25 protein-coding genes and 1 tRNA gene are annotated in these 20,783 nt (G+C 50.3%); 13 read left to right on the top strand and 13 right to left on the bottom strand.

All coding sequences use genetic code 11. The features are described 5' to 3' along the window. Positions 1–122 precede the first annotated feature (122 nt). The 4 genes from gpt to PsAD46_RS22515 form a co-directional block, all read right to left on the bottom strand. Positions 123–626: a xanthine phosphoribosyltransferase gene (gene gpt, locus PsAD46_RS22530; protein ID WP_057462537.1), complete on the bottom strand. Its 504-nt coding sequence runs from the start codon at positions 624–626 to the stop codon at positions 123–125. Between the two features lie 10 nt (positions 627–636). Continuing rightward, complete coding sequence (locus PsAD46_RS22525) at positions 637–1,377, bottom strand: competence/damage-inducible protein A (protein ID WP_063307916.1); 741 nt, start codon at positions 1,375–1,377, stop codon at positions 637–639. 148 nt (positions 1,378–1,525) lie between these two features. Beyond that, positions 1,526–2,725, bottom strand: a complete 1,200-nt coding sequence (locus PsAD46_RS22520) for an FAD-dependent oxidoreductase (protein WP_063307915.1) — start codon at positions 2,723–2,725, stop codon at positions 1,526–1,528. 98 nt (positions 2,726–2,823) lie between these two features. Next, complete coding sequence (locus PsAD46_RS22515; RefSeq protein WP_063307973.1) at positions 2,824–3,069, bottom strand: zinc-finger domain-containing protein; 246 nt, start codon at positions 3,067–3,069, stop codon at positions 2,824–2,826. 290 nt (positions 3,070–3,359) lie between these two features. Between PsAD46_RS22515 and PsAD46_RS22510 the strand changes: the two genes are divergently transcribed. The 6 genes from PsAD46_RS22510 to PsAD46_RS22485 all read left to right on the top strand — a co-directional run bounded on the left by PsAD46_RS22510 (position 3,360) and on the right by PsAD46_RS22485 (position 7,491). After that, positions 3,360–4,112, top strand: coding sequence for an alpha/beta hydrolase (locus PsAD46_RS22510; protein ID WP_063289538.1), 753 nt, complete (start codon positions 3,360–3,362; stop codon positions 4,110–4,112). Continuing rightward, positions 4,109–4,981 carry an alpha/beta hydrolase gene (locus PsAD46_RS22505; RefSeq protein WP_063307914.1) on the top strand — a complete coding sequence of 291 codons (873 nt, stop codon included), beginning with the start codon at positions 4,109–4,111 and terminating at the stop codon, positions 4,979–4,981. The genes PsAD46_RS22510 and PsAD46_RS22505 overlap by 4 nt, the downstream gene beginning before the upstream one ends. A 205-nt stretch (positions 4,982–5,186) precedes the next feature. Continuing rightward, complete coding sequence (gene cysE, locus PsAD46_RS22500) at positions 5,187–6,035, top strand: serine O-acetyltransferase (protein WP_063289536.1); 849 nt, start codon at positions 5,187–5,189, stop codon at positions 6,033–6,035. Positions 6,036–6,117: 82 nt separating this feature from the next. Then, positions 6,118–6,333 (top strand): DUF3126 family protein, encoded by a 216-nt coding sequence (locus PsAD46_RS22495; RefSeq protein ID WP_063289535.1) that lies wholly within the window; start codon positions 6,118–6,120, stop codon positions 6,331–6,333. A 260-nt stretch (positions 6,334–6,593) separates the two neighbouring features. Further along, positions 6,594–6,908: a hypothetical protein gene (locus PsAD46_RS22490; protein ID WP_063289534.1), complete on the top strand. Its 315-nt coding sequence runs from the start codon at positions 6,594–6,596 to the stop codon at positions 6,906–6,908. 55 nt (positions 6,909–6,963) lie between these two features. Beyond that, entirely contained in the window at positions 6,964–7,491 is a 528-nt protein-coding gene (locus tag PsAD46_RS22485; RefSeq protein ID WP_063307913.1) for a gamma carbonic anhydrase family protein, read from the top strand. 78 nt (positions 7,492–7,569) lie between these two features. Here the strand turns inward: PsAD46_RS22485 and PsAD46_RS22480 are convergent, their stop codons facing one another. The 3 genes from PsAD46_RS22480 to PsAD46_RS22470 form a co-directional block, all read right to left on the bottom strand. Beyond that, on the bottom strand, positions 7,570–8,190 hold the full coding sequence (locus tag PsAD46_RS22480) for a transglutaminase-like cysteine peptidase (protein WP_063300844.1): 621 nt from the start codon (positions 8,188–8,190) through the stop codon (positions 7,570–7,572). 367 nt (positions 8,191–8,557) lie between these two features. Then, positions 8,558–9,193 (bottom strand): PilZ domain-containing protein, encoded by a 636-nt coding sequence (locus PsAD46_RS22475; RefSeq protein ID WP_063307912.1) that lies wholly within the window; start codon positions 9,191–9,193, stop codon positions 8,558–8,560. Between the two features lie 104 nt (positions 9,194–9,297). Further along, positions 9,298–9,987, bottom strand: a complete 690-nt coding sequence (locus tag PsAD46_RS22470) for a PAS domain-containing protein (RefSeq protein WP_057462525.1) — start codon at positions 9,985–9,987, stop codon at positions 9,298–9,300. A gap of 466 nt (positions 9,988–10,453) precedes the next feature. Here PsAD46_RS22470 and PsAD46_RS22465 point away from each other — a divergent pair, with 466 nt between their 5' ends. Together PsAD46_RS22465 and PsAD46_RS22460 are read left to right on the top strand one after the other, a co-directional pair. Further along, the gene (locus PsAD46_RS22465; protein ID WP_063307911.1) at positions 10,454–11,224 is read left to right on the top strand and encodes a rhomboid family intramembrane serine protease; all 771 of its coding nucleotides are present in this window, start codon (positions 10,454–10,456) and stop codon (positions 11,222–11,224) included. Positions 11,225–11,388: 164 nt separating this feature from the next. Beyond that, entirely contained in the window at positions 11,389–11,820 is a 432-nt protein-coding gene (locus tag PsAD46_RS22460; protein ID WP_057462523.1) for a CBS domain-containing protein, read from the top strand. 86 nt (positions 11,821–11,906) lie between these two features. On the opposite strand, the gene PsAD46_RS22455 is transcribed toward PsAD46_RS22460, so the two are convergent. The 3 genes from PsAD46_RS22455 to folE all read right to left on the bottom strand — a co-directional run bounded on the left by PsAD46_RS22455 (position 11,907) and on the right by folE (position 14,156). Then, positions 11,907–12,920, bottom strand: coding sequence for a patatin-like phospholipase family protein (locus PsAD46_RS22455; RefSeq protein ID WP_063292720.1), 1,014 nt, complete (start codon positions 12,918–12,920; stop codon positions 11,907–11,909). A gap of 98 nt (positions 12,921–13,018) precedes the next feature. Beyond that, positions 13,019–13,489, bottom strand: a complete 471-nt coding sequence (hisI, locus tag PsAD46_RS22450; protein ID WP_063289530.1) for a phosphoribosyl-AMP cyclohydrolase — start codon at positions 13,487–13,489, stop codon at positions 13,019–13,021. A 34-nt stretch (positions 13,490–13,523) separates the two neighbouring features. Continuing rightward, a complete protein-coding gene (gene folE, locus PsAD46_RS22445) occupies positions 13,524–14,156 on the bottom strand; it encodes a GTP cyclohydrolase I FolE (protein ID WP_057462520.1) in 633 nt (210 codons plus the stop codon). A 415-nt stretch (positions 14,157–14,571) separates the two neighbouring features. Between folE and PsAD46_RS22440 the strand changes: the two genes are divergently transcribed. Both PsAD46_RS22440 and yidD read left to right on the top strand, forming a co-directional pair. Next, on the top strand, positions 14,572–15,006 hold the full coding sequence (locus PsAD46_RS22440; RefSeq protein WP_063292719.1) for an iron-sulfur cluster assembly scaffold protein: 435 nt from the start codon (positions 14,572–14,574) through the stop codon (positions 15,004–15,006). Positions 15,007–15,017: 11 nt separating this feature from the next. Then, entirely contained in the window at positions 15,018–15,371 is a 354-nt protein-coding gene (gene yidD, locus PsAD46_RS27785) for a membrane protein insertion efficiency factor YidD (protein ID WP_084404516.1), read from the top strand. A gap of 15 nt (positions 15,372–15,386) precedes the next feature. On the opposite strand, the gene PsAD46_RS22435 is transcribed toward yidD, so the two are convergent. Continuing rightward, on the bottom strand, positions 15,387–15,941 hold the full coding sequence (locus tag PsAD46_RS22435) for a hypothetical protein (protein WP_063292718.1): 555 nt from the start codon (positions 15,939–15,941) through the stop codon (positions 15,387–15,389). Between the two features lie 48 nt (positions 15,942–15,989). Further along, the gene (locus PsAD46_RS22430; protein WP_063307910.1) at positions 15,990–16,289 is read right to left on the bottom strand and encodes a hypothetical protein; all 300 of its coding nucleotides are present in this window, start codon (positions 16,287–16,289) and stop codon (positions 15,990–15,992) included. A 350-nt stretch (positions 16,290–16,639) separates the two neighbouring features. Here PsAD46_RS22430 and PsAD46_RS22425 point away from each other — a divergent pair. Both PsAD46_RS22425 and PsAD46_RS22420 read left to right on the top strand, forming a co-directional pair. Next, positions 16,640–16,724 (top strand) — tRNA-Tyr (locus tag PsAD46_RS22425). A gap of 39 nt (positions 16,725–16,763) precedes the next feature. Then, the gene (locus PsAD46_RS22420) at positions 16,764–17,186 is read left to right on the top strand and encodes an ASCH domain-containing protein (protein ID WP_063297978.1); all 423 of its coding nucleotides are present in this window, start codon (positions 16,764–16,766) and stop codon (positions 17,184–17,186) included. On the opposite strand, the gene PsAD46_RS22415 is transcribed toward PsAD46_RS22420, so the two are convergent. Next, the gene (locus PsAD46_RS22415; RefSeq protein WP_208981973.1) at positions 17,183–18,523 is read right to left on the bottom strand and encodes a glycosyltransferase family 1 protein; all 1,341 of its coding nucleotides are present in this window, start codon (positions 18,521–18,523) and stop codon (positions 17,183–17,185) included. The two genes, PsAD46_RS22420 and PsAD46_RS22415, sit on opposite strands and share 4 nt — an antisense overlap. A gap of 299 nt (positions 18,524–18,822) precedes the next feature. Between PsAD46_RS22415 and thrS the strand changes: the two genes are divergently transcribed. Continuing rightward, positions 18,823–20,769, top strand: coding sequence for a threonine--tRNA ligase (thrS, locus tag PsAD46_RS22410; protein ID WP_063289525.1), 1,947 nt, complete (start codon positions 18,823–18,825; stop codon positions 20,767–20,769). Positions 20,770–20,783 lie beyond the last annotated feature (14 nt).

Raw genomic sequence — 20,783 nt, 5'->3', positions numbered from 1 at the left:
TTCGTCTAGTGCTGCCAAAATGCATTCGTGAAGGTTGGATCATTACCGGCTTATGAACGGAAAAAGCCCCGGCGATAAGGCCGAGGCTTTTGAAACTCTTATGCAGAATTCCGGTGGGCTGATTAGCCTGCGGTATCTTTAGAGATTGGCGGCTGGAACTGCATGCCCAGATCCCATGGGAAGTACACCCAGGTATCCTGAGAAACTTCAGTCACAATGGTATCAGCCAGATCGCGACCCATTGGCTTGGCGTAGACGGTTGCAAAGTGTGCTTTTGGCAACATTTCGCGAACAACTTTTGCAGTCTTACCGGTGTCGACCAGATCGTCGATGATGAGAATGCCTTCACCGCCTTCAGAGCCGACCACTTTCGGGTCGATTGGCTTGATGACCTTCAACTCGCCCTGATCGTCGTAGTCGTGGTAAGATGCAATGCAAACTGTTTCGATGGTGCGAACACCCAATTCGCGCGCAATAATGCCAGCTGGAACAAGGCCACCACGTGTGATGGCTACAATCGCTGTAAATTCGCCTTTGTCGGCGAGGCGCCAAGAGAGGGCACGGCAATCGCGGTGGAATTGGTCCCAAGAGACCGGGAATGCTTTGGATTGCTGCTGATTATCCATGTGTCTTCTTTCAAAGAAATTTTGTCTTTGCAGCTTCTACGGCTGCTCGGACGGCTTCACTGGCCTGTTCCAGTACATCATTTGACCTAGATCGCACAACAACCTGTGTGGAAAATACTCCATCTTTTGACTGCGGATAGGAGCCAATTGAGGTTTCGGGGAAGTTTTTCTGGATTTCCCCTAGGTCTGTGGCAATGCGACTCTCAGGAAGAGTAGCTTCAATAGTCACAGAAAGCATCTTTTGACTGGTTTTCAGCGTTGGTGCGATGGCATCGACCATGGATTGCATGATGGCCGGTACGCCTGCCATGACGTGCACGTTTTCCATTCTGAAGCCGGGTGCGATGGACACCTTGTTTTCAATCAGGTCGGCGCCATCAGGAAGACGGGCCATGCGCTTGCGGGCAGGGGTAAAGTTCTCAGCGCCGTAGTGATCTTCCAGAAGCTTGTAAGCGCGTGGGTCCAGATCAATTGAGACACCGAAAGCTTTCGCGATGGCATCTGCTGTGATGTCATCATGTGTCGGGCCGATTCCGCCGGATGTGAACACGTAGGTGTATTCTACGCGTAGAGCGTTGACGGCTTCGACGATCTTTTCTTCCACGTCAGGCACGACACGCACTTCAGACAGGTCGATGCCGATATCTGTGAGATAGCTTGCCAGAAAGCCGATGTTTTTGTCTTTGGTGCGACCAGACAGGATTTCATCGCCAATAACGACATATCCCGCTGTGATGATCTTATTGGTCATGGCTTTCTGTATTCCTGAAATATGGGTGGCTTTAACAGCCAGAGCGTGCCGCGTTCATCTGCATTCACGCGCCAAGCTATAGCTGCTTATTCTTATGCGCATTCTTACTCGAAAACCGGACCCACTTTTCGGGAACATGTATCAGTTTTTAGTCGGTATGGTCTTCCGGCGTCCATTCATAGATCCAGTTAAACCGATCAAGAAGCTGACTTGGGGTGTTGGACCGCATGACGAGATCTCGTGCAATACGAAGAGGGAAGCCCATATGATAGACCCAGTCATTCCACTTCACGAGCTTGCTCATTTTCTCAATGCGTGGACGGCGGGCGGTCTCATAGGCTTGCAGAGCCTGCGGTGTTGCGCCGTGTTTGTCGACCATTTTGGACAGGACTGCAGCATCTTCGATTGCCATTGCAGCGCCTTGAGCTGAAAACGGTAGGATCGCGTGGGCGGCGTCACCAATAAGAGTAACAGGACCCTGGGTCCATGCAGGGCGGGTGTCGACCTCGCACAATGACCAACGGGTCCATGTTTCCGGCAGGTAGACCAGACGCAAGGCCTCTGGAGCCCAGTTGCGAAAGTGCTTGCGGACATGATCACTGCCAACCGGATGGGACCAGCTGTCTTCTTCCCAGTCTTCCTTCGTGATGGCGACGATGTTGAGCAGCTTGCCATTCTTTACTGGATACTGAACCAGATGGGCGTCGCGAGCGAGCCACAGGCCTGAGGTGCTCAGGAGAGGTTCCAGATTGAAGGGTGGTTCTGCTGTTGCTCTGTAGGCTACGAAACCGGTGTGTTTGGCAGGTGCGCCACCCAATGTGGTCTGGCGGATGCTTGAACGGACACCGTCAGCGCCGATGAGCAGGTCAAACTGATCCGGTATACCTGCAAGAGCTTCTGAGAAAGCCGTTCCCTTGAGCGTGACAGTATTACCGTTGATTTCGGCGGATTCTACCTTGGTATCCAGCCGCAGAGTGACTTCCGGTGTGTTCTGGACAGCTTCCAATAACAGCTGTTGCAGATCTGCCCGGTGGATCACATAGTATGGCGCGCCATAGCGGTCTTCGGCAATGCGGCCAAGCGGAACGGTTGCAAGTTGAGACCCATCCTGGCCGGAGCGTATATTGACGCTGGCCGGAGAGACGGCTCTGGACATGAGTGCAGGGCCTAAGCCAAGAGCCTGCAAACATCTCATTGCATTGGGAGATAGCTGAATTCCGGCGCCGACTTCGGAAAGCTCTGGGGCAGCGTCGAACAGGAAAACACTATGGCCCTTACGGGCAAGGTATAACGCAGCTGTAAGTCCGGCGATCCCGGCTCCTGCGATAGCAATATTTTTTGGTATCATTACGCAGCTTGCCTGCCGTGCTTTGCCTGAGGTTATCGGGTTCAGGCAAAGCAATGTGATTACTGTTTATTTGTTTTATCGATCAAATGATGAGGTTGTTAGGCCGTATCAGGTGCCCAGGCGCAGTCAGCCGGATTAGATTCTGCGGAAGCGAGTGCAGCATCGTAGTGGTAAAGCGTTGAGCAGTATGGGCAGATTATGTTGTCATCAGCACCCATGTCGAGGAAGACGTGTGGGTGGTCCTGTGGGGGGCGTGCGCCAATGCACATAAATTCTTTGGCGCCGATTTTAATGGCGTCAACGCCATTGGTGTTGTGAAAGTGGGGTACGACTTTACCGGCCATTTTTTCGCCAAGCTCCATGGAACAAAAATTTGCCGCCGACATTAAATTGGTTCTGGTTAAAAAGACAGTTTTTCTCGCTGATTGATTGCCTTGAGATCGATGCGGTCCACAACTGTACTGCGTTTTTTCACCTAGGACCGAGGTTTTACCGCGGAACTGGTGTTGTCTCAGCCTCTGTGAATAGTTGATGGACTAGTCCAAATTGATAGTTCTTTGGCCTTTTCTTTCTCCACCCTTACATTTACCCTCCCATGATCCCGTAGTTTTCCTTTACGTAAACGTTAGGTAATATGCCAATATTCAATAATAATGATCACCCTATCGCTTATCTTGATGAAGGAGAGGGCGATCCGATCCTGCTGATCCACGGATTCGCATCCAACAAGTTCGTCAACTGGGTGTATCCCGGCTGGGTTGATTTGTTGGTGAAGGATGGCCGCCGTGTGATTGCGATTGATAATCGTGGTCATGGTGAAAGCTATAAGTACTACAATGCAGAGGATTATGGCGCTCCGGTTATGGCCGAAGATGCGCTGAAACTGCTGGATCATCTCTATATCGATAGAGCGGATTTGCTTGGCTATTCCATGGGCACCCGCATTTCTGCGTTTTGTGCGCTGCAAGCACCGGACCGGGTGCGCTCGCTGTCGCTTGGCGGGATGGGGTATGGGTTGATTTCTGGTGTTGGTAATCCTGAACCAATCATTGAAGGGCTGTTGGCTGACAAGATCTCTGATGTGAAAGACCGGACGGGTCGTGCCTTCAGAGCCTTTGCCGAGCAGACCAAATCAGACCGGCGTGCGCTGGCAGCGTGTATGCAGTCAGCCCGGAAGCCTATTTCTGAGGATATGGTATCTAAGATTACAGCGCCGACACTTGTTGCTGTTGGTACAAACGATGATGTGGCCGGTGATCCAAAGGCGCTTGCTGATCTTATGCCGAATGCCAGTTATCTGGAGATTACCAACCGGGACCATATGACCGCTGTTGGCGACAAGATTTTCAAAAAAGGCACATTAGAGTTTTTGGAGCAATTTTCATGAATAGAGGCACCCACGAATTTATCGGAGCCGATGGCAACCGTATTGTTGCAGACCGGTTCGGCTCAAAAGGCCAGCCGGTGATGATGATGCATGGTGGCGGGCAGACGAGACATTCGTGGGGCAAGACTGCTGAGATGATCGCCAATGCAGGTATGCAGGCGTTCTGTCTTGATATGCGTGGACACGGTGACAGTGCGTGGGTTGAAGGGGAGAAGTACTTCTTTTCTGACTTCGGCGCAGATGTTGCTGCAGCTGCCGCGCAAATCTATGAGGAAACCGATTTCAAGCCAATTGCGATCGGTGCCTCATTAGGTGGTCTTGCGTCTATTCTGGCGGAGGGGGCTTTGCGTCCGGGTGTGCTGGCTGGCGTTATTCTGGTTGACGTGACCCCGCGCCTAGACGAAGGCGGAGTGAGTAAGATCCTGTCGTTTATGGCTGAAAAGGTCGAGGACGGGTTTGGTAGCGTTGAAGAAGCGGCGGACATGATTGCCTCTTATCTTCCGCATCGAAAGCGCCCCAAGACATTAGATGGCCTTTCGAAAAACCTGCGTTTACGGGAAGATGGGCGCTATCGCTGGCACTGGGACCCTCGCTTTATCACGCATCATGCTGATCGTGCTGATATGAAAGACAAGGTGCAGAGTGAGCTGTTGGAGGCAGCAGCTAATCTCAAAGTGCCGAGCATGCTTGTTCGTGGAGCGGCGTCAGAGCTTGTGAAACAGAGCCATGTCGATGAATTTCTCGCATTGGTTCCCCATGCACAATTCACAGATGTGAAAGAAGCTGGTCATATGGTGGCAGGCGATGTGAATGATATTTTCACTGCTGCGATCATGCCATTTTTAAAAGAGTACCAAGCGGCAGCTTAAAATTAGAACCAGTTTCTGATTTTTGAAAGAAATGTAGGTTCACTTTCTAATTGCCAGTGCAGGTTTGGTACGCGCTTTCTCTAATGGCAATACTGCGTGATGTACTATAGGCGGATAATTCATAGTGAGTGGGTGGGGCTTGGATCGAGACAGTCTGCACCTATGTAAGGTTGAATAGGTCCTATCCATAAAGGAACGCTCTTTCATGGTGCAATTTTCTTCAAGTAGCCCCAAGGAGTTCGCATCGCATGATCCTGTTTGGGATCGCGTGAAAGCCGAAGCCCAGGCGATGGCCAGCTCTGAGCCAGCACTTGCGTCTTTTGTTTACGAGACGGTGCTGAACCACTCTTCATTAGAGGAAGCGATTGTTCATCGTGTGGCTGACCGGCTAGGCCATGTGGTTGTCTCTTCTTCTCTTATTCGCCAGACCTATCTGGATGTTCTGGATCAGGCTCCTGATATTGTTCAGGCCTTCCGTGTTGATCTGGGTGCTGTTTTTGATCGTGATCCTGCCTGTGACCGATTCCTGGAGCCTCTGCTTTATTTCAAAGGGTTCCATGCGCTGCAGACACACCGGTTAGCCAACTGGTTGTGGAAACAGGGGCGAGAGGATTTCGCGCTTTACCTGCAAAGCCGTTGCTCTGAAGTGTTCCAGATGGATATTCATCCTCAGGTTCCAATTGGGCGTGGTGTTTTCTTTGACCACGGTACCGGCATTGTGGTTGGTGGAACTGCTGTGATTGAAGACGATGTCTCTATTCTGCAAGGTGTGACACTTGGTGGTACGGGCAAGGTCTCTGGCGACCGTCATCCGAAGATCCGTCAGGGCGTGCTGATTGGTGCGGGTGCCAAAGTTCTAGGCAATCTGGAAATTGGCCATTGCTCACGTGTTGCAGCAGGATCTGTGGTTCTTAAAGACGTTGATCCGTGCACGACTGTGGCGGGTGTTCCTGCCAAGGTTGTGGGTGAAGCTGGTTGCGACCAGCCGGCTCGTGCCATGGATCAAATGATCGGTCAAGGTCAAGGACTTTCCTCGCAAAACAAACAAGGATAAGCTAGTTTCCTAGGGTTGGCAGGACGATAAACTTGTATAGTTTGTGCCCCAAGTTTGAAGTAAAATTGGTAAGGAGACGGCTGTGAAGCCTGATGAAATTCGTAAGGTGCAAACCTACATGCGCAATACTTTCAAGTCGCCAGAACTTGAAGTACGTGCGCGTCCTCGTAAAGATGATTCCGCAGAAGTTTATATCAAGGATGAGTTTCTTGGCGTTATCTTCCGCGACGAGGAAGATGGCGAACTGAGCTGGAACTTCCAGATGGCTATCCTTGATATCGACGTGGAAGGCCTCTAAGGCTTCACGCAAAATCTGATTGATTTGAAGGGCTCCGTTTCGGGGCCCTTTTTGCATCGAAATGAGACTCTTGAAGGCTGTGGGCGTCCTGAATTGAAACGGGATGGAGTTTTTTCACCTGCCTGAATTCCCTATGCGGATTTTATATGTAAATATTAACAGGAGGTTAACTCAAGGATAGCACGCGGCATAGGAATTGCTTTCAACTGCACAGTAACGCGTTTGAGCTGGATTGAGCCAGCTGAGAATGGGGGAAGTGCATGCTGGGCGATTTGTTGTTGGCCGCGTTTATAGCGGCTTCTGGTTTTGTGACTGCGGGAATTCTGGGTAGCTTCTATCACTTGGTGACTGGGGAACCGCCGCGATTTTTTGCTGAGATGAAAGGGCCGTTGTCCTGGCTTATTGTCGTCGGGTTATGGCTTGTTGCTGGTCCTTTTATATTTATGCGCAATGCGATCCAAGGTTATTACCGGGAGTCATTTAGCCCGAAGATGCTGGCCGCCGCGGGAGGGCTCACCGCTATGTGGAGCATTCTTTCCGGTACGTTTGTTTTGAGTTTTCTCTTGGCACTTTGAGCAAGCCATATGCTAGATTGCGCGGGATTTGATTTGTGCAATCTAGGAGAACCTTGTGCCTTTTTATAAGCTTGGAGACAGAAGCCCTAATGTTCCTGAAAATGGAAACTACTGGGTCGCGCCATGTGCAAGTCTGATTGGTCATGTGCAGTTGGATGAAGAAGCGAATATTTGGTTTAGCGCTGTTTTGCGTGGCGACAGTGAGCTTATCCATATTGGTGCACGTTCCAACATTCAGGACGGATCAGTTCTTCATACAGATTTGGGGTATCCGCTGGTTGTTGGCGCAAACTGTACGGTTGGTCACAAGGCGATTTTGCATGGGTGCACTGTGGGGGAGGGCTCGCTTATTGGCATGGGCGCGACAATCCTGAACGGTGCTAAGATTGGTAAGGGCTGTATCATCGGCGCAAATGCACTGGTTCCTGAAGGCAAGGTTATTCCAGATGGTTCTCTGGTTGTGGGAATGCCGGGGAAGGTGGTTCGTGAGTTGGATGATGAAGCTCAGGCAATGCTTATCCGCTCAGCAGATGGCTATGTGATGAATGCACAGCGCTTTAAAGAGCAGCTGGTTGAGCTCTGAAGCCATCACGATTTTTGAAAAACAAAACAAGCCGCGGCATTTCCCGCGGCTTTGTTGTTTGCCAAGATCTTGGCAGCTTTATTCTGGAATACTTGCAACGGTGGTGACGCGTTTATCCGAAATAGCAGACCAAGCAGAAGCATGGCGAGCGGACTGGCGTTTCACGTAGCGGTATGGGGTTGAATACCAAGGCAAGATTGAAGAGATCTGATTGTCGAGAATGAGATCTCCCTGATCAGTGCGCACGCTTAAGACAGCGTGCCCGCCGTTACTCAGGTCTTTCACGACCGTTATGAGCAGGGAGCTTGGCGGCCAGCCCAAGGCAATGAGTTGCCGCTGTTTTTCCAGAACGTACTCTTCGCAATCACCAGCACCTTGCGGGTATGTCCAGTATTCAGGCACTCCGAACAGTTGCTCGTCTGTTAGCGGGCGAACTTGTGTGTTGATTGAAGCGTTTACATCCAGCAATTCCTGCCAGCGCTCTTTGGTCAAGCGGACAACCAACGGCGTGTTGGTGCCATAGCGGCACTGTTGCGGGTAGTTTTGACAGAATTCGATATGACCAACGGGGGCAGTGGCTTGTCCGATAATTGGCATAAAGCGTCCTGGAACTTGCTCAGCGTGAGCCTGAGACAGGCTGATTAGCCCACCCAATGCGACCCCCAAAACACTTTTCGCGAACAGCTTATACTCAAACACAAGTAGCGCCCTCCAATCATGGCAGGCTCTACTTTCCTTTGCGCGCTTTTATTTGGTTATAACCTTTAAAGTCAGTATTTAATCAAAATTGAGCAGTATTTAAATCAAGATTGAATATCAGTTAATTCAATATTTCTGAAAATAAGAGTCAATATTAATTCAAATTCTAATTATACTAAGACTCCGCAGGAAACTGGAGTTTCTGATCAGACCTAACGAGAGTTTTATGGTTTAGTTACAGTTAATTAGAGAGTTGGCATGTGAAGCTGTGTCAGTTGCATGTAATTCTCACTGCAAATATTTTTTATAAATTTATCGAAAAGCTGAGGCTTAACCGTTGATAAGACAGGAATCGGTCTGGCTGAGCTTAGCGCTTTTCAGCGTTGGTGATATGGTGCTCCAGCAGTTCCTTATTCTGGACGGTAGCGAATTCGACTGCGACGCCTTCTTCAAAGTGGCGAACGATCCGCGCACGCATCTTACCAAGCGTGATTGGTGTTCCAAGTGCCGGACGTACATCTGTCTTGAGTGCTGCGCCAGAGAGGGAGACATCCACAATGCGGCAGGCGTATTCTCTGCCGTCTGGCAAAATGATCTTCGTAATCGGGTTCTTTGGAGTGAAGCGATCAAATCTGCGATCTTCTGGCAGATTAAGCTCGTCTTTGTTTGCCAGCCAAGTCAGGACGGAAGCCAGCTTATCGCGCTTGCGTGCGCTGGCATTGAGCGTCATCGCGAAGCCGCCATCGATCTCGCGGACGATCTTTCCTTCAACGCGACCAATGTGATCGAGATAAGCGACAACGCGCTCGCCAACTTCGCCCATTACCGGAGAGATAAAGGCGGCGCCACCAGGTGACATGTTGACGGCCTGGCAAGGGTACTCACGTCGGTTTTCCAGCATGAAACGGCCCAGCACGTTGATTTCAACGCGAGAAAAACGGCGTCTGTCAGGTGCTTTTGCTGCTAGTGCAGCAATTCTGTTGGTCGCTGTGCGCCCTGCCATTTTCCTAGGAATCCCGACTACGCGATTATTGACTAGTAGAAACTTGGGTCACACCCTAGGAAAACAAGGTTAACAGAATGGTAACTGTGGTGCGGAGTACAGGTTTATATTTTGCCCCCATCAACAACTCTAAGGTGTCCTACCTGTCGGCTGTTTGGAATTTCGACGGCCTTTGGTACTGCTGACCGTTGCAAGTGACTTCCACGGCTAACTCTTGGTTCCATTGAGCTAACAGCGCGATGCGTTGGAGTTCCAAAATGTGGGACGCAGTCATTTTCATCACTGAAGAGAGGTGCGTCTTCATCTGGCCAGATCAACCTCAGGCTGTTGACTTTTTGCTTGGAAATCGCCTGAACACCGAGCCAGAATGGACGCTTGAGCGGGGCCATACAGCCAAGAATACGCGTACAACCTTCCCCCTGAACACGGATTGGCAGGAGCAGGAGCTCCAGATCTACTGACTGGCCCATTTCAGTTGTGCCGGTGAAGCTGATCACAGCAGCAGCGCCATCCTGTGTTATGGCAGAAAGCATGGCTGTGACGGCTTGCTGGTCTTTCTCATCCCAGCCATCAAGGAAACTGCGGCCTTTCAGTTCACGGCAGAACAGGGAACACAATCGTGTCCCTGCAAGACGGAACCTGAAATTGTTCTGCTGTGCCAGTTCCAGAATAAACGTATCGCCCAAAACACTTTTGATTGCGGAAGGTTGAATATCGCCACGTTCGGGAGCTGGTCGTTCAGCCCGAATTTCGTCCCAGTATTCGAAGAGTATCCGTGATGCACCGTGTTTCATATTCCCGCCTTCCCCAGTCCGCTTATTGGGTTTTCCCATTGGGGTCAGTGTCCTTTTTATGGACAACTTTAACTATCCGCTGGTCTATGGTGGGGAATAAGCATGGAGCGTGCCAAGTTAGAAATATCATAAAAATTTAATAAAATATTAACCTTAACAAAGGGTTTAAGTTGTGCTGTTGGGTGGCTTGTATAATCTTGGTTGCAGTTGCCTCACCTGAACCCTTGAGGCCCGAAGAATTGAGCTATTGTTGGCGGTAAACCTAGGTTTTCAGCATTTCGTGTGCTGATAAAAAGTCGGGAAATCAAACGCCTAACGGGGAGAAGCTCCGATAAACCGTCAGCGCTTGGGGGAGTGCTGGCGGTTTATTGTTTTCATTTGATCCTTACATTTTGCGGCAAGCCTTGCGAAGCGTGCCAAGTTGTCTTAGTTCAAAATGGGACAATAATTTTGGATCTGTAATAAAATGAACCAATCCAATGAAGACCATCTGGCACCTCACGGCCCCAACCTTCAGAGACCAGCACGGGAGCCGATGTTCAATCTGCCAACCGTGGTTGTTGGACTGTCTCTGATTTTTATTGGGATACATCTGGTTCGTGCCTATGTGTTGACGCCCAATGCAGATTTGCAGACGCTGCTTCTGTTTGCGTTCTGGCCTGTCCGATATCTTAGTGGTTTTATGGCTGAATATTCCTGGCCAGGAGAAACCGTTTCGGCGATCTGGAGTTTTCTGACCTACGGATTTTTGCATGGTAGCGTGCAGCATGTAGGTTTCAATGTGCTTTGGATGGCAGTGTTCGGGAGTGCTGTTGCACGACGTTTTGGGGCGACACGTTTTCTGGTGCTCTCGGCTGTTTGCGCTGTTGCCGGAGCTGGTGCTCACCTTGCTACAAACTGGGGGCAGAGTATCCCGGTGATTGGTGCCTCGGCGGCGGTCTCAGGACAGATGGCAGCTTCCTTACGTTTTATCTTTGAAGCTGGTGGTCCGATGAGTTCGTTTCGGCGCTATGATAATGCAGCCTATTCTATTCCTGCCCGACCTTTGATGGAGGCGTTGAGCGATCGTCGTGTCCTTACCTTTATTCTGGTATGGTTTGGCTTGAACTTCCTATTTGGCATGTGGTCCGCGCCAATTGCGGGTGAGGGCGTTAGTATTGCCTGGCAAGCTCACGTAGGTGGATTTATCGCTGGCTTGATCCTATTCCCATTATTGGATCCGATTAAACCGCGTTGAAGTGGAGCGTTTAATAGTTAGCTAACTACATATGTTAACAGCACCTAAGTTGGTGGCTAGGCAAGCATTGTTTTTTTGTGTCATGATGCCGTAGGGTTAGATTTGTTCTCTTCCTCTTTTTTCTCTGAGAAAGAAGGATGACATAAACAAACGAGGAGGTCGCCATGACAGTTGCTGCCATATTGAACGGCAAAGGGCGGGACGTTTTTACGGAACCGAGCACACGTAGTTTAAGCGAGATATGCGCAAGCCTTGGAGGCCGCCGCATAGGTGCTATTGTGTTGTGTGATCAGCCGGGTGTGATTGTTGGGATCGTGTCGGAGCGTGATGTGGTTAAGGCAATTTCCATGGAAGGAACTGATGCACTTGCACAACCCGTCAGTGACTACATGACTAAAGAAGTTGCCGTCTGTAACGAAACCGATTCCGTGAACGGTGTTATGGCGCGTATGACTGATGGGCGGTTCCGTCATATGCCAGTTGTGGAAGACGGAAAGCTCATCGGGCTGGTCTCGATCGGTGATATCGTGAAGTTCCGCATTGCTCAAGTTGAGCGTGAAGCCGAGGATCTGCGGAGTTACATTCAGGCCGTATGATATGTGCCTAAACTGCTGTGCTTCTAAGGCACAGCAGTTCTATCCAGTCTATTTCTTATCAATACATTGTTGGTCAATGCACTTCATCAAGGCTGCATCTCTGCCAGTTGATGGAGTTCTGGAAGCGCACGGCATGTGGTTTCATATCCAACGCGAATTGCTTCTTCACCACGATGAAAGTCGAAAAGACCCAGATGTGAGAGGCGCAGTGTCAGAATGTTGTCTGGGGGGTCTCCTGCAAGCCGTGAGCGTCCGATCCTGTCCTGAATGATATTGTAGCTGTCCATCATTACGCCGGAGATGCCCGGCAATCCTTTTGGCTTCCCACCGAATATTTGACGTCGCAAGACGCGCTTGATTGCGCCGCCCGGATCTTTTTGCAGCTTGCTATCGATCTCTGGGATCATGTCTTTCGGGATTGGGGGCAGTTCATGGACAATTGTAGAGCCTCGGCCGAATGTGTCGGAGTTGAGGTTGACTGCGATCACAGCTCGTGCACCCATCGCGCGGCATACTGAGACTGGGATTGGATTGACCAACGCACCATCCACCAGCCAGCGACCACCATATGCGACCGGCTCGAACACGCCGGGGAGAGAGGTGGAACACCGCATCGCCTGCGTGAGTGGACCCTTCTTCAACCAGATTTCGTGTCCGGTCCCAAGCTCTGTTGCAACTGCTGCAAACGGTCGGTCGAGGTCCTCGATCATGATACCGCCGAAGTGGTCTTCGAATAATGAAAGGACTTTTTTGCCTGAGATGAGGCCGGAACCGCCGAAGGAAAGGTCGACCATGCTGAAGACCCGGCGGCGAGAAAGTGACACAACCCATTCTTCGAGTTGGTCCAGCTTGCCACAGAGATAACAGCCGCCGACAACAGCGCCAATGGACGTGCCAGCTATAAAGTCCGGCTGAATGCCTGCTTCTGAAAGGGCTTTAAGTACGCCAATATGCGCCCAACCACGAGCCGCACCACCGCCTAGAGCCAATCCGATACCTGGTGTGATCTCTGGCTCAGGTGTGGTGGGTGGTGTCTCAGGCTCTTCTTCTACAGGCTGTTTGCTGTTTGGCCACAGAGGTAGATTTTGCAGCACTGCTATCTCCCCGACTGTCTTTCAACGGTTGAATAATCAAAATTACCTTGGGGTAACTATGCTATTTAAACCTATAAAAAGACTGAATCGGGGCACAGCGAAACCTACTGTTTTTTCCCGTAAACTTCTTGGGGGTCATATACCGGAGCGACTTCCGTCTTCTCCAGCCAAACGTCGCCTGTGTCGTTGCTGTCCACTTTTCGAAAGAAGCAGGAGCGGTAACCGACGTGACAGGTTGCGCCGTTGCCATGCACCTTGACGCGCAGCCATATGGCGTCCTGATCGCAATCGGTCCGGATTTCAATGACTTCCTGCACTTGGCCGGAAGTGCCGCCCTTTTTCCAGTATTCCTGTCTGGAGCGGCTCCAGTACCAAGCTTCGCCGGTTTCAATTGTACGACGCAGGCTCTCGGTGTTCATATAGCCCACCATGAGTAGCTCACCGCTCTCGAAATCCGTGACTGCAGCTGCGATCAGACCGTTATCGTCAAATTTTGGGCAGAGTTCATCACCCAGCTCAATTGCTTTTTTGTCAGCACGCGGCGCGAAGCCGTCGGCTTTAATATTCGTCGACATGAAATGCTCGAATTTTGTGATGAATGGTCCGAGCTTACGAACGGACCATTGTCATAAAGCGTACCTGTTCAGATGCGTTATCTTCAAAAACACCAGAGAACCGGTTGGTGAGTGTTGATACACCTTGTTTTTGAATGCCACGCATGGACATGCACTGGTGTTCTGCCTCAATCATGACGGCGACGCCACGTGGAGCCAGATATTCTTCCAATGCCGTTGCGATCTGAACGGTCAGATGTTCCTGTGTCTGAAGGCGACGCGCGTAAATTTCTACAACACGTGCGATCTTGGACAGGCCGACCACAGCATGATCTGGATAATAAGCGATATGTGCTTTTCCGGTGAACGGCAACACATGATGCTCACAGAAAGAAGTGAAAGAGATATCCTTCAGCAGCACAATATCATTGTAGCCGCCGACTTCTTCGAAGGTTCGTTCCAAGTGCTCGCGAGGATCTTCTTTGTATCCAGAGAAGAGATCTTCGTAGGCTTTTACCACGCGTTTTGGTGTATCCAGCAGTCCTTCACGTTCGGTGTCATCACCGATCCATTGAAGAAGTACGCGTGCAGCAGCCTCAGCTTCAGCCCGGCTAGGGCGGTTGGGGAGCTTGTTGTCTTCTGTAGCCGTGGGATCGGTCTCTGTAACCGGTCTCAAAACAGCGTCCATATTATGTCTCCAACAATACGCAGTCGATGAGTGTAATTTAAGACATACTTCTCTTAAAAAAACACTGAACCCGCCATAGGTTCCTGCGCAACAACTATTTTTGTCGGCCTGTTTTCAGTCAGGCTCTTCCCATTGTCATACGCAAATCTATAGCTTACCTAAGGAGATGCGAGTATGGCGCAGGGTATAAACTACGACAACCCGTTTAGACAGCCAATAAATTGGCACCTATGGTTTCTTCTAGGTAATGTGTGCTAGATTGCGATATTCCGCTTTTGACCTCTAGCAAGGTCTCGGCAGCACCACCTATATAAGATAGATGTCTTGGTTAGGAAAGGGTCTTCCCTTACTACTGAGTGATCCAAGGTCGCTTTAAGTTATAAAGCGAGTGTCAGAATAGTAGCCAGAGTTTTGCATGTTGGACGACATTTACAATACTAAGATCCTTGAGTTTGCAGGGAATATCCCTTTACTGGGACATCTCGATGCCCCGCAAGCTCAGGCAAAAGCACACTCGCGGCTTTGTGGTTCGACGGTGAGCGTTGAGGTTTGTGTAGCCGATGGTCTAATAACCTCATTTGCGCAGGACGTGAAAGCGTGCGCGCTTGGGCAAGCATCAGCCTCTATTTTAGGTCAGCATGTTATTGGGGCTTCACCCTCTGAAATTCGGGAGGCTTATGCGCAGCTCCATGCGATGTTGAAGGAAAATGGACCACCACCGGTCAGTCGTTTTGCTGATCTGTCCTTCCTTGAACCGGTGCGCGAATATAAAGCGCGTCATGCGTCCACCATGCTTGCGTTTGAAGCCTTGGTGAAAGCGCTTGATGATGTTGAAGCTACCGTTGCTTAAGGCCAACTGAAATGTGTAAGCCCGAACCGCTCCCCAAAGTGAGGCCTGCCAGCCTGATGGCGCGGGTTGGGGTCGGGCTTATTTGGATTTACCAACACAGTTTGTCGTTGATACTCGGGCGTGCGTGCCGTTATCAGCCTTCCTGCTCACATTATACAGCTGAGGCGATGGTGCGTTTCGGCTTTTGGCGTGGCGGTTGGATTGGGCTATCACGGATCATCCGTTGTAATCCATATGGAGCGAGCGGGTATGATCCTGTGCCTGCAAGTCTGCCCAAGCATTCCAGATGGTATCTGCCCTGGCGCTATGGGCACTGGACTGGACACCATATTGACCCCAAGACGCGCTTTGATCTGCTGGACTAGAAACCGTTCCTGTTGCTAAGGGCAGGTGAACTCGTTTTTCTCTTCTTCAGTGAGGACTGGCAAAACCGCGAACTCTCCCTCAATGGAAAGGTTTTCATAGGGCTGTGAGTTGATAACAACACCGTATGCTTTTCCGCTGGCAGCATCTAATGTCCAAACCCATCCGAGATTGGATTCCTGCGGATTATCCTTCCAGGAGATTTGAGTAATTTCCGGTGTGATCTGCTGAACAGTGTAGGTTGCAGATCCTTTGCTCTTGCCAAGTTTGGAGGTGGTGTTCCATGCGAGTGCTTCACTGTTGCAGATGAAGGTTGTGAACTTCTCTTCAATTGCCTCTGCGCCTTCCTTTGTAATAGTCCAGGCGAAATTCAATGATTTCCCTAACCATTGCTCAGCGGCTTTTGCAGCGGAAGCGCCACTTCCAGTTTCTGCGAGTGTATGGATGTCGCTTTGGAGGCTTTTGCTGGTTGGGACGGGCGGGCCATCTCCCGTAACCTGTGCAACCGCTACCAGACCAGATGAATGAATGAACAAGACTGCGCTTGCGCTCAGGATTGCTAAGGGTTTCATTGGGTTATCCTGTTTTCATTCTTGCCGCTGTTTGATTGAGTTCAAAGGCTACTGAAAGAACTGCGACCAAAAACTTCCTTTGTCATTCTCGCTATTCTCATTGTCAGTAGCGGTTGGATCAGTCGTCGGTTCGGATGGTGCCGGCATGTCGTGCGGATTGCTCATTTGGTATTCCGGCATGCCACTCATCATGGATGGGTCTTCTTCTGGATTATCTGGTGCTGGTTCGACAGTTCCAGAGGTTCCAAGAGAGGGTTCAATAGATATCTGAGCGTGAGCAGGACGCGCTCCAGACGTGAGCGTAAACCCCATGACGACGAGATATGTGAAAAGCCAGTGCCTGCTCATTTGAATACCTTTGGATGATCAGTGTAGTGTGCACTCCAATACAGAAACTCATAATTTCGTTTGAAGATAATGGCTTAATGTAGAGTTGCGTCCAGCAACTTGCAGTGGTTCCGGGTTCTTGGCTTAATGAAAAGCTATCTGCCGGTGTTGAAATTCATGAAATTTTTGTGCGGGAAATACGTGATTTTGCCTATGTGAGAGCTGCCTAGAGGCGTGTTGTTCACAGATTGAGGGCCAAAAACGTTTTTTCCTATGTTTTCCCAACCCAAATTTCAAAGGAGCGTTGACAAGAGGGGCTCAAATGAAGATAACCCGTCCTCACACGGCGCGGCCAACTTGGCCAATGCGACGGAGGAGTGCCCGAGTGGCTAAAGGGGGCGGACTGTAAATCCGCTGGCTATGCCTACGTTGGTTCGAATCCAACCTCCTCCACCATTTTTCTTTCATAAAATCAGTTTGTTACGGTAGAGATGCATGTCTATTGAAGGTTTTGAAGACCTCCCAAGTTATGCTTTTGGCGACAGCCCTGACCTTGCTGACAGCTTGCTTGAGCTTGTTCTGAATGGAACAAAGACGGCTACCTGTGGCGATCTGCTTTCCTATGAGAAAGAAGGGGAGCCGCTTCCTCAGCCGGGTGATCAGTTCGTTATTCTTGATGGTAAGGGGCAAGCCGCTTGCGTCATTGAGATGGTTACGGTTGATGTGCGCCAGTTCGACGAGATTGATGAAATTTGGGCTGTACTGGAAGGCGAAGGCGATCTTAGCCTTGAATTTTGGCAGGACGCGCATCGTGAATATTTTGAGCGGAACGGTGTCTTTGCTCAAGATATGAAGTTGGTTTGTGAGTATTTCCAGCTGGTAAAGATCTTCGAACGCGATCAAGCTAAGCCGAATTAAGTCTCTTCCAGTTTTTGTGAGATGCTCTCTGAGCCGGATGATCGCTTGTCCGGTGATGTGCTGTGGCTTTGAATAGCCTGCCAGATATCCTCTTTAACATTCTGCCATTGCCGGAGCTCAGCCCTTAAGGGTAGTTCTGCGCGTAAGGCGTCCTTGGTTTTTAATGTTGATTGGATCAGGGCGGCCAGTTCCTCAGCGTTGTGCGGGTCGAAATATCGGCAATGATCACCGCCAACTTCTGGAATGGAGGTCGCATTTGAGGCAAGCACAGGTGTCCCCATCCAAAGAGCCTCGCCGACGGGCAGGCCGTATCCTTCAAACAAGCTCGGATACACCAGCGCAATTGCTTCTTTGTAAAGGGCGGTGAGCTCGGCTTGCGAGGGCGATTGGACAATCGTCACGTACTTGCCAATAGCCGTATACTGCTGATCTTTGTTGAGGCTTGCGAAGGCGCCATTTGGAATTGCGCCTGCGCATATGAGCTGTGGCAGTGGGGTATCTTCGTTGTGCTCCAGAATGTGCAAGTAAGCGTCAAAAACCAGCTTCGCATTTTTTCGGTATCTAATGTCACCTAACAGCAAAAAGAAACCATTCTCCGGGCGTTGTCTGAGCGGGTAGATCGGCTCTGTTTCCTGAAATTCGTGAGCCAAATGGACAACGCTTGTGCTCTGAGGGGATGGGAGTTTCTGCTCTGCCAGGAATTTCAGCAGATCGCTTCTCGTATACTCAGAGTTTGCCAGAACGTGCGGTCTTGTAGTGACGGTTCGCCTTAGATGTTCCAGCCAAAGTTTTGCGCCGAGGTCTTCTTCAGGGTCGTTGAGACGCAAAGGAGATATGTCATGGATCATGACATAGACTGGTACATATGGTGCGCGGCTCTTCACATACTCAGTTAGACGCCGAGCTTCTTCCAAGTTTCCCAATGAAAGGAAGGGAGCGTCAATGTCGGAGAGTGGTTCTCCAAGCGCTTCTCCATCATAAGCTCCGATGGTTTCATCCGCGTGTGAGCGCAATGTATGCCGCAACCTGTGAAATAGTCCTTTGATTTTGCGGTTCCTGTATTTTTCAAGATGGAATGTTTTTACAGGAGCGCCCAGCAAGTCGGGCAGATATGCAGGGTTAAGGTCATCATCTTTAAATAGAGGATCGGCTTGCACACTCACATATTCGTTTGTTCGAGCGTCATGGCAGATGAAGGTGACTTCAAGGTCATCTTTATAAAAGCGTCTGGCTGTTTCATAGAGTGTTCTGGTGACGCCATTCGCCTGTAATGAGGTAGAGCGGTTCTGCCTCAAGGTGGTCAAATCAAAGTAGAGCTTTGGCTTTGGCGTCGTCATGCTCAGCTCCTGGTTGCTGGTAGAGTGTGCGTCATGCATTCCTTGTGATGGAGTTTGCGAATCCTGTTGTTGCAAACAGTATGCGGAGTGGGGAGGGGGAAGGCTAGCTAAACCCTTGCTAACCAGTGGTAATTCAAGGTGTGTAACCTGTCGATTAGGTGATCTCTCCCGAGGAAAACAGAGTTGGGTGCGCTTAAAATCATCTGGACGCGTCTTCAAGAATTGTTTATTCAGGCAATCCATGATTAACACCAAACCGCTTACCTGCCTTGTTTGCAGGAGTGAGCTGGAGACTTGATATGCTGCAATTGACTTTCCCTGACAATTCCGTTCGCGAATATGACGCTGGTTCCACCGGAGCTGACGTTGCGGGGAGCATTTCTAAATCTCTCTTGAAGAAAGCTGTTGCCGTCGCGATTGACGGTGAGCTGCGCGATCTTTCTGATCCTATTCCAGCAAGTGCTGCGATTGAATTTGTTACTCGGGATGACCCTCGTGCGCTGGAATTGATCCGCCACGATGCGGCGCACGTGATGGCAGAAGCTGTGCAGGAGCTGTGGCCTGATACACAGGTTACAATCGGCCCTGTTATCGAGAACGGTTTTTATTACGACTTTAAGCGTGAAACGCCGTTCACGCCTGAAGATCTGCCAAAAATCGAAAAGAAGATGCAGCAGATCATTCAGCGCAACGCGAAGTTCACCAAGGAAATCTGGAGCCGCGATGAAGCGAAGGAATACTTTGCTTCCAAGGGCGAAGATTACAAGGTTGAGCTTGTTGATGCGATTCCTGAAGATCAAACCGTTAAGATCTATAAGCAGGGTGATTGGCTGGATCTCTGCCGTGGTCCGCATATGGCATCCACTGGCCAGGTTGGTCAGGCATTCAAGTTGATGACTGTTGCTGGTGCTTACTGGCGCGGCGATTCCAACAATGAAATGCTGACCCGTATCTACGGTACTGCATGGTCCAATGAGAAAGATCTGAAAGCTTACCTCCATATGCTTGAGGAAGCTGAGAAGCGTGACCACCGTAAGCTTGGCCGCGAAATGGATCTGTATCACTTCCAGGAGGAAGGTCCGGGTGTTGTCTTCTGGCATCACAAGGGCTGGCAGCTGTTCCAGAACCTGACCAACTACATGCGTCGCCGTCTTGCTGATGACTATCAGGAAGTGAACGCACCGCAGATTCTGGATAAATCGCTTTGGGAAACTTCCGGTCACTGGGAATGGTACCGCGAGAACATGTTTGCGACTGAGACCGAAGACCACCGCGTCTTTGCGATTAAGCCGATGAACTGTCCTGGTCACGTCCAGATCTTCAAGCACGGCCTGAAGTCCTACCGTGATCTGCCTTTGCGTATGGCTGAGTTCGGCGCAGTTTCCCGCTATGAGCCATCCGGTGCGTTGCATGGCCTGATGCGCGTTCGCGCGTTTACGCAGGATGATGCGCATGTGTTCTGTACTGAAGAACAGATGGCTGCGGAGTGCCACAAGATCAACGACCTGATCATGTCCGTCTACAAGGACTTCGGGTTTGAAGAGATTGTTGTGAAGCTCTCAACCCGTCCTGAAAAGCGTGTTGGTTCTGATGAAGTCTGGGATCACGCTGAAGCAGTGATGGGAGAAGTGCTGAAGGAGATCGAAGCGAACTCTGGCGGTAAGATCAAGACAGGCATTCTTGAAGGTGAGGGTGCGTTCTACGGTCCTAAGTTTGAGTACACTCTGCGCGATGCGATTGGTCGTGAATGGCAGTGCGGTACCACTCAAGTAGACTTCACGTTGCCAGAGCGCTTTGGTGCGTTCTATGTGGACAGCGATGGCGAGAAGAAGCAGCCGGTGATGATCCACCGTGCGATCTGTGGTTCTCTGGAACGTTTCCTTGGCATCCTCATTGAGAACTTTGCTGGTCACTTCCCATTGTGGCTGACACCTCAGCACTTCGTTGTGGCAGCAATCACTTCTGATGCAGATGATTATGCGAAAGAAGTGCATGCAGCGCTGAAAAAAGCTGGTTTGCGCGGTGAGCTGGATCTTCGTAACGAGAAGATCAACTACAAGGTTCGCGAGCATTCTCATGCCAAGATCCCAGTGATCATTGCGGTTGGTAAGCGTGAAGCAGAAGAGAAGACAGTGAGTATCCGTCGTCTTGGTTCGCGCAACCAAACATCAATGACATTGGATGAAGCGGTGGCAAGCCTTACTGATGAAGCAACAGCACCAGATCTGAAAGAGCAGGCCTCCTGATCTTTATAGACTGA

Origin of the sequence: Pseudovibrio sp. Ad46 (assembly GCF_001623065.1) — a bacterium.
Classification (GTDB): Bacteria; Pseudomonadota; Alphaproteobacteria; order Rhizobiales; family Stappiaceae; genus Pseudovibrio.
The sequence above is the reverse complement of the archived record's forward strand: the minus strand, read 5'-3'. Positions and strand labels throughout refer to the sequence as shown.

Coding starts and splice junctions, on each gene's coding strand:
- gpt (WP_057462537.1), bottom strand. CDS start 626: ATGGATAATCAGCAGCAATCCAAAGCATTCCCGGTCTCTTGGGACCAA.
- PsAD46_RS22525 (WP_063307916.1), bottom strand. CDS start 1,377: ATGACCAATAAGATCATCACAGCGGGATATGTCGTTATTGGCGATGAA.
- PsAD46_RS22520 (WP_063307915.1), bottom strand. CDS start 2,725: ATGATACCAAAAAATATTGCTATCGCAGGAGCCGGGATCGCCGGACTT.
- PsAD46_RS22515 (WP_063307973.1), bottom strand. CDS start 3,069: ATGGCCGGTAAAGTCGTACCCCACTTTCACAACACCAATGGCGTTGAC.
- PsAD46_RS22510 (WP_063289538.1), top strand. CDS start 3,360: ATGCCAATATTCAATAATAATGATCACCCTATCGCTTATCTTGATGAA.
- PsAD46_RS22505 (WP_063307914.1), top strand. CDS start 4,109: ATGAATAGAGGCACCCACGAATTTATCGGAGCCGATGGCAACCGTATT.
- cysE (WP_063289536.1), top strand. CDS start 5,187: ATGGTGCAATTTTCTTCAAGTAGCCCCAAGGAGTTCGCATCGCATGAT.
- PsAD46_RS22490 (WP_063289534.1), top strand. CDS start 6,594: ATGCTGGGCGATTTGTTGTTGGCCGCGTTTATAGCGGCTTCTGGTTTT.
- PsAD46_RS22475 (WP_063307912.1), bottom strand. CDS start 9,193: ATGGCAGGGCGCACAGCGACCAACAGAATTGCTGCACTAGCAGCAAAA.
- PsAD46_RS22470 (WP_057462525.1), bottom strand. CDS start 9,987: ATGAAACACGGTGCATCACGGATACTCTTCGAATACTGGGACGAAATT.
- PsAD46_RS22465 (WP_063307911.1), top strand. CDS start 10,454: ATGAACCAATCCAATGAAGACCATCTGGCACCTCACGGCCCCAACCTT.
- PsAD46_RS22460 (WP_057462523.1), top strand. CDS start 11,389: ATGACAGTTGCTGCCATATTGAACGGCAAAGGGCGGGACGTTTTTACG.
- hisI (WP_063289530.1), bottom strand. CDS start 13,489: ATGTCGACGAATATTAAAGCCGACGGCTTCGCGCCGCGTGCTGACAAA.
- folE (WP_057462520.1), bottom strand. CDS start 14,156: ATGGACGCTGTTTTGAGACCGGTTACAGAGACCGATCCCACGGCTACA.
- PsAD46_RS22440 (WP_063292719.1), top strand. CDS start 14,572: ATGTTGGACGACATTTACAATACTAAGATCCTTGAGTTTGCAGGGAAT.
- yidD (WP_084404516.1), top strand. CDS start 15,018: ATGTGTAAGCCCGAACCGCTCCCCAAAGTGAGGCCTGCCAGCCTGATG.
- PsAD46_RS22435 (WP_063292718.1), bottom strand. CDS start 15,941: ATGAAACCCTTAGCAATCCTGAGCGCAAGCGCAGTCTTGTTCATTCAT.
- PsAD46_RS22430 (WP_063307910.1), bottom strand. CDS start 16,289: ATGAGCAGGCACTGGCTTTTCACATATCTCGTCGTCATGGGGTTTACG.
- PsAD46_RS22420 (WP_063297978.1), top strand. CDS start 16,764: ATGTCTATTGAAGGTTTTGAAGACCTCCCAAGTTATGCTTTTGGCGAC.
- PsAD46_RS22415 (WP_208981973.1), bottom strand. CDS start 18,523: ATGACGACGCCAAAGCCAAAGCTCTACTTTGATTTGACCACCTTGAGG.
- thrS (WP_063289525.1), top strand. CDS start 18,823: ATGCTGCAATTGACTTTCCCTGACAATTCCGTTCGCGAATATGACGCT.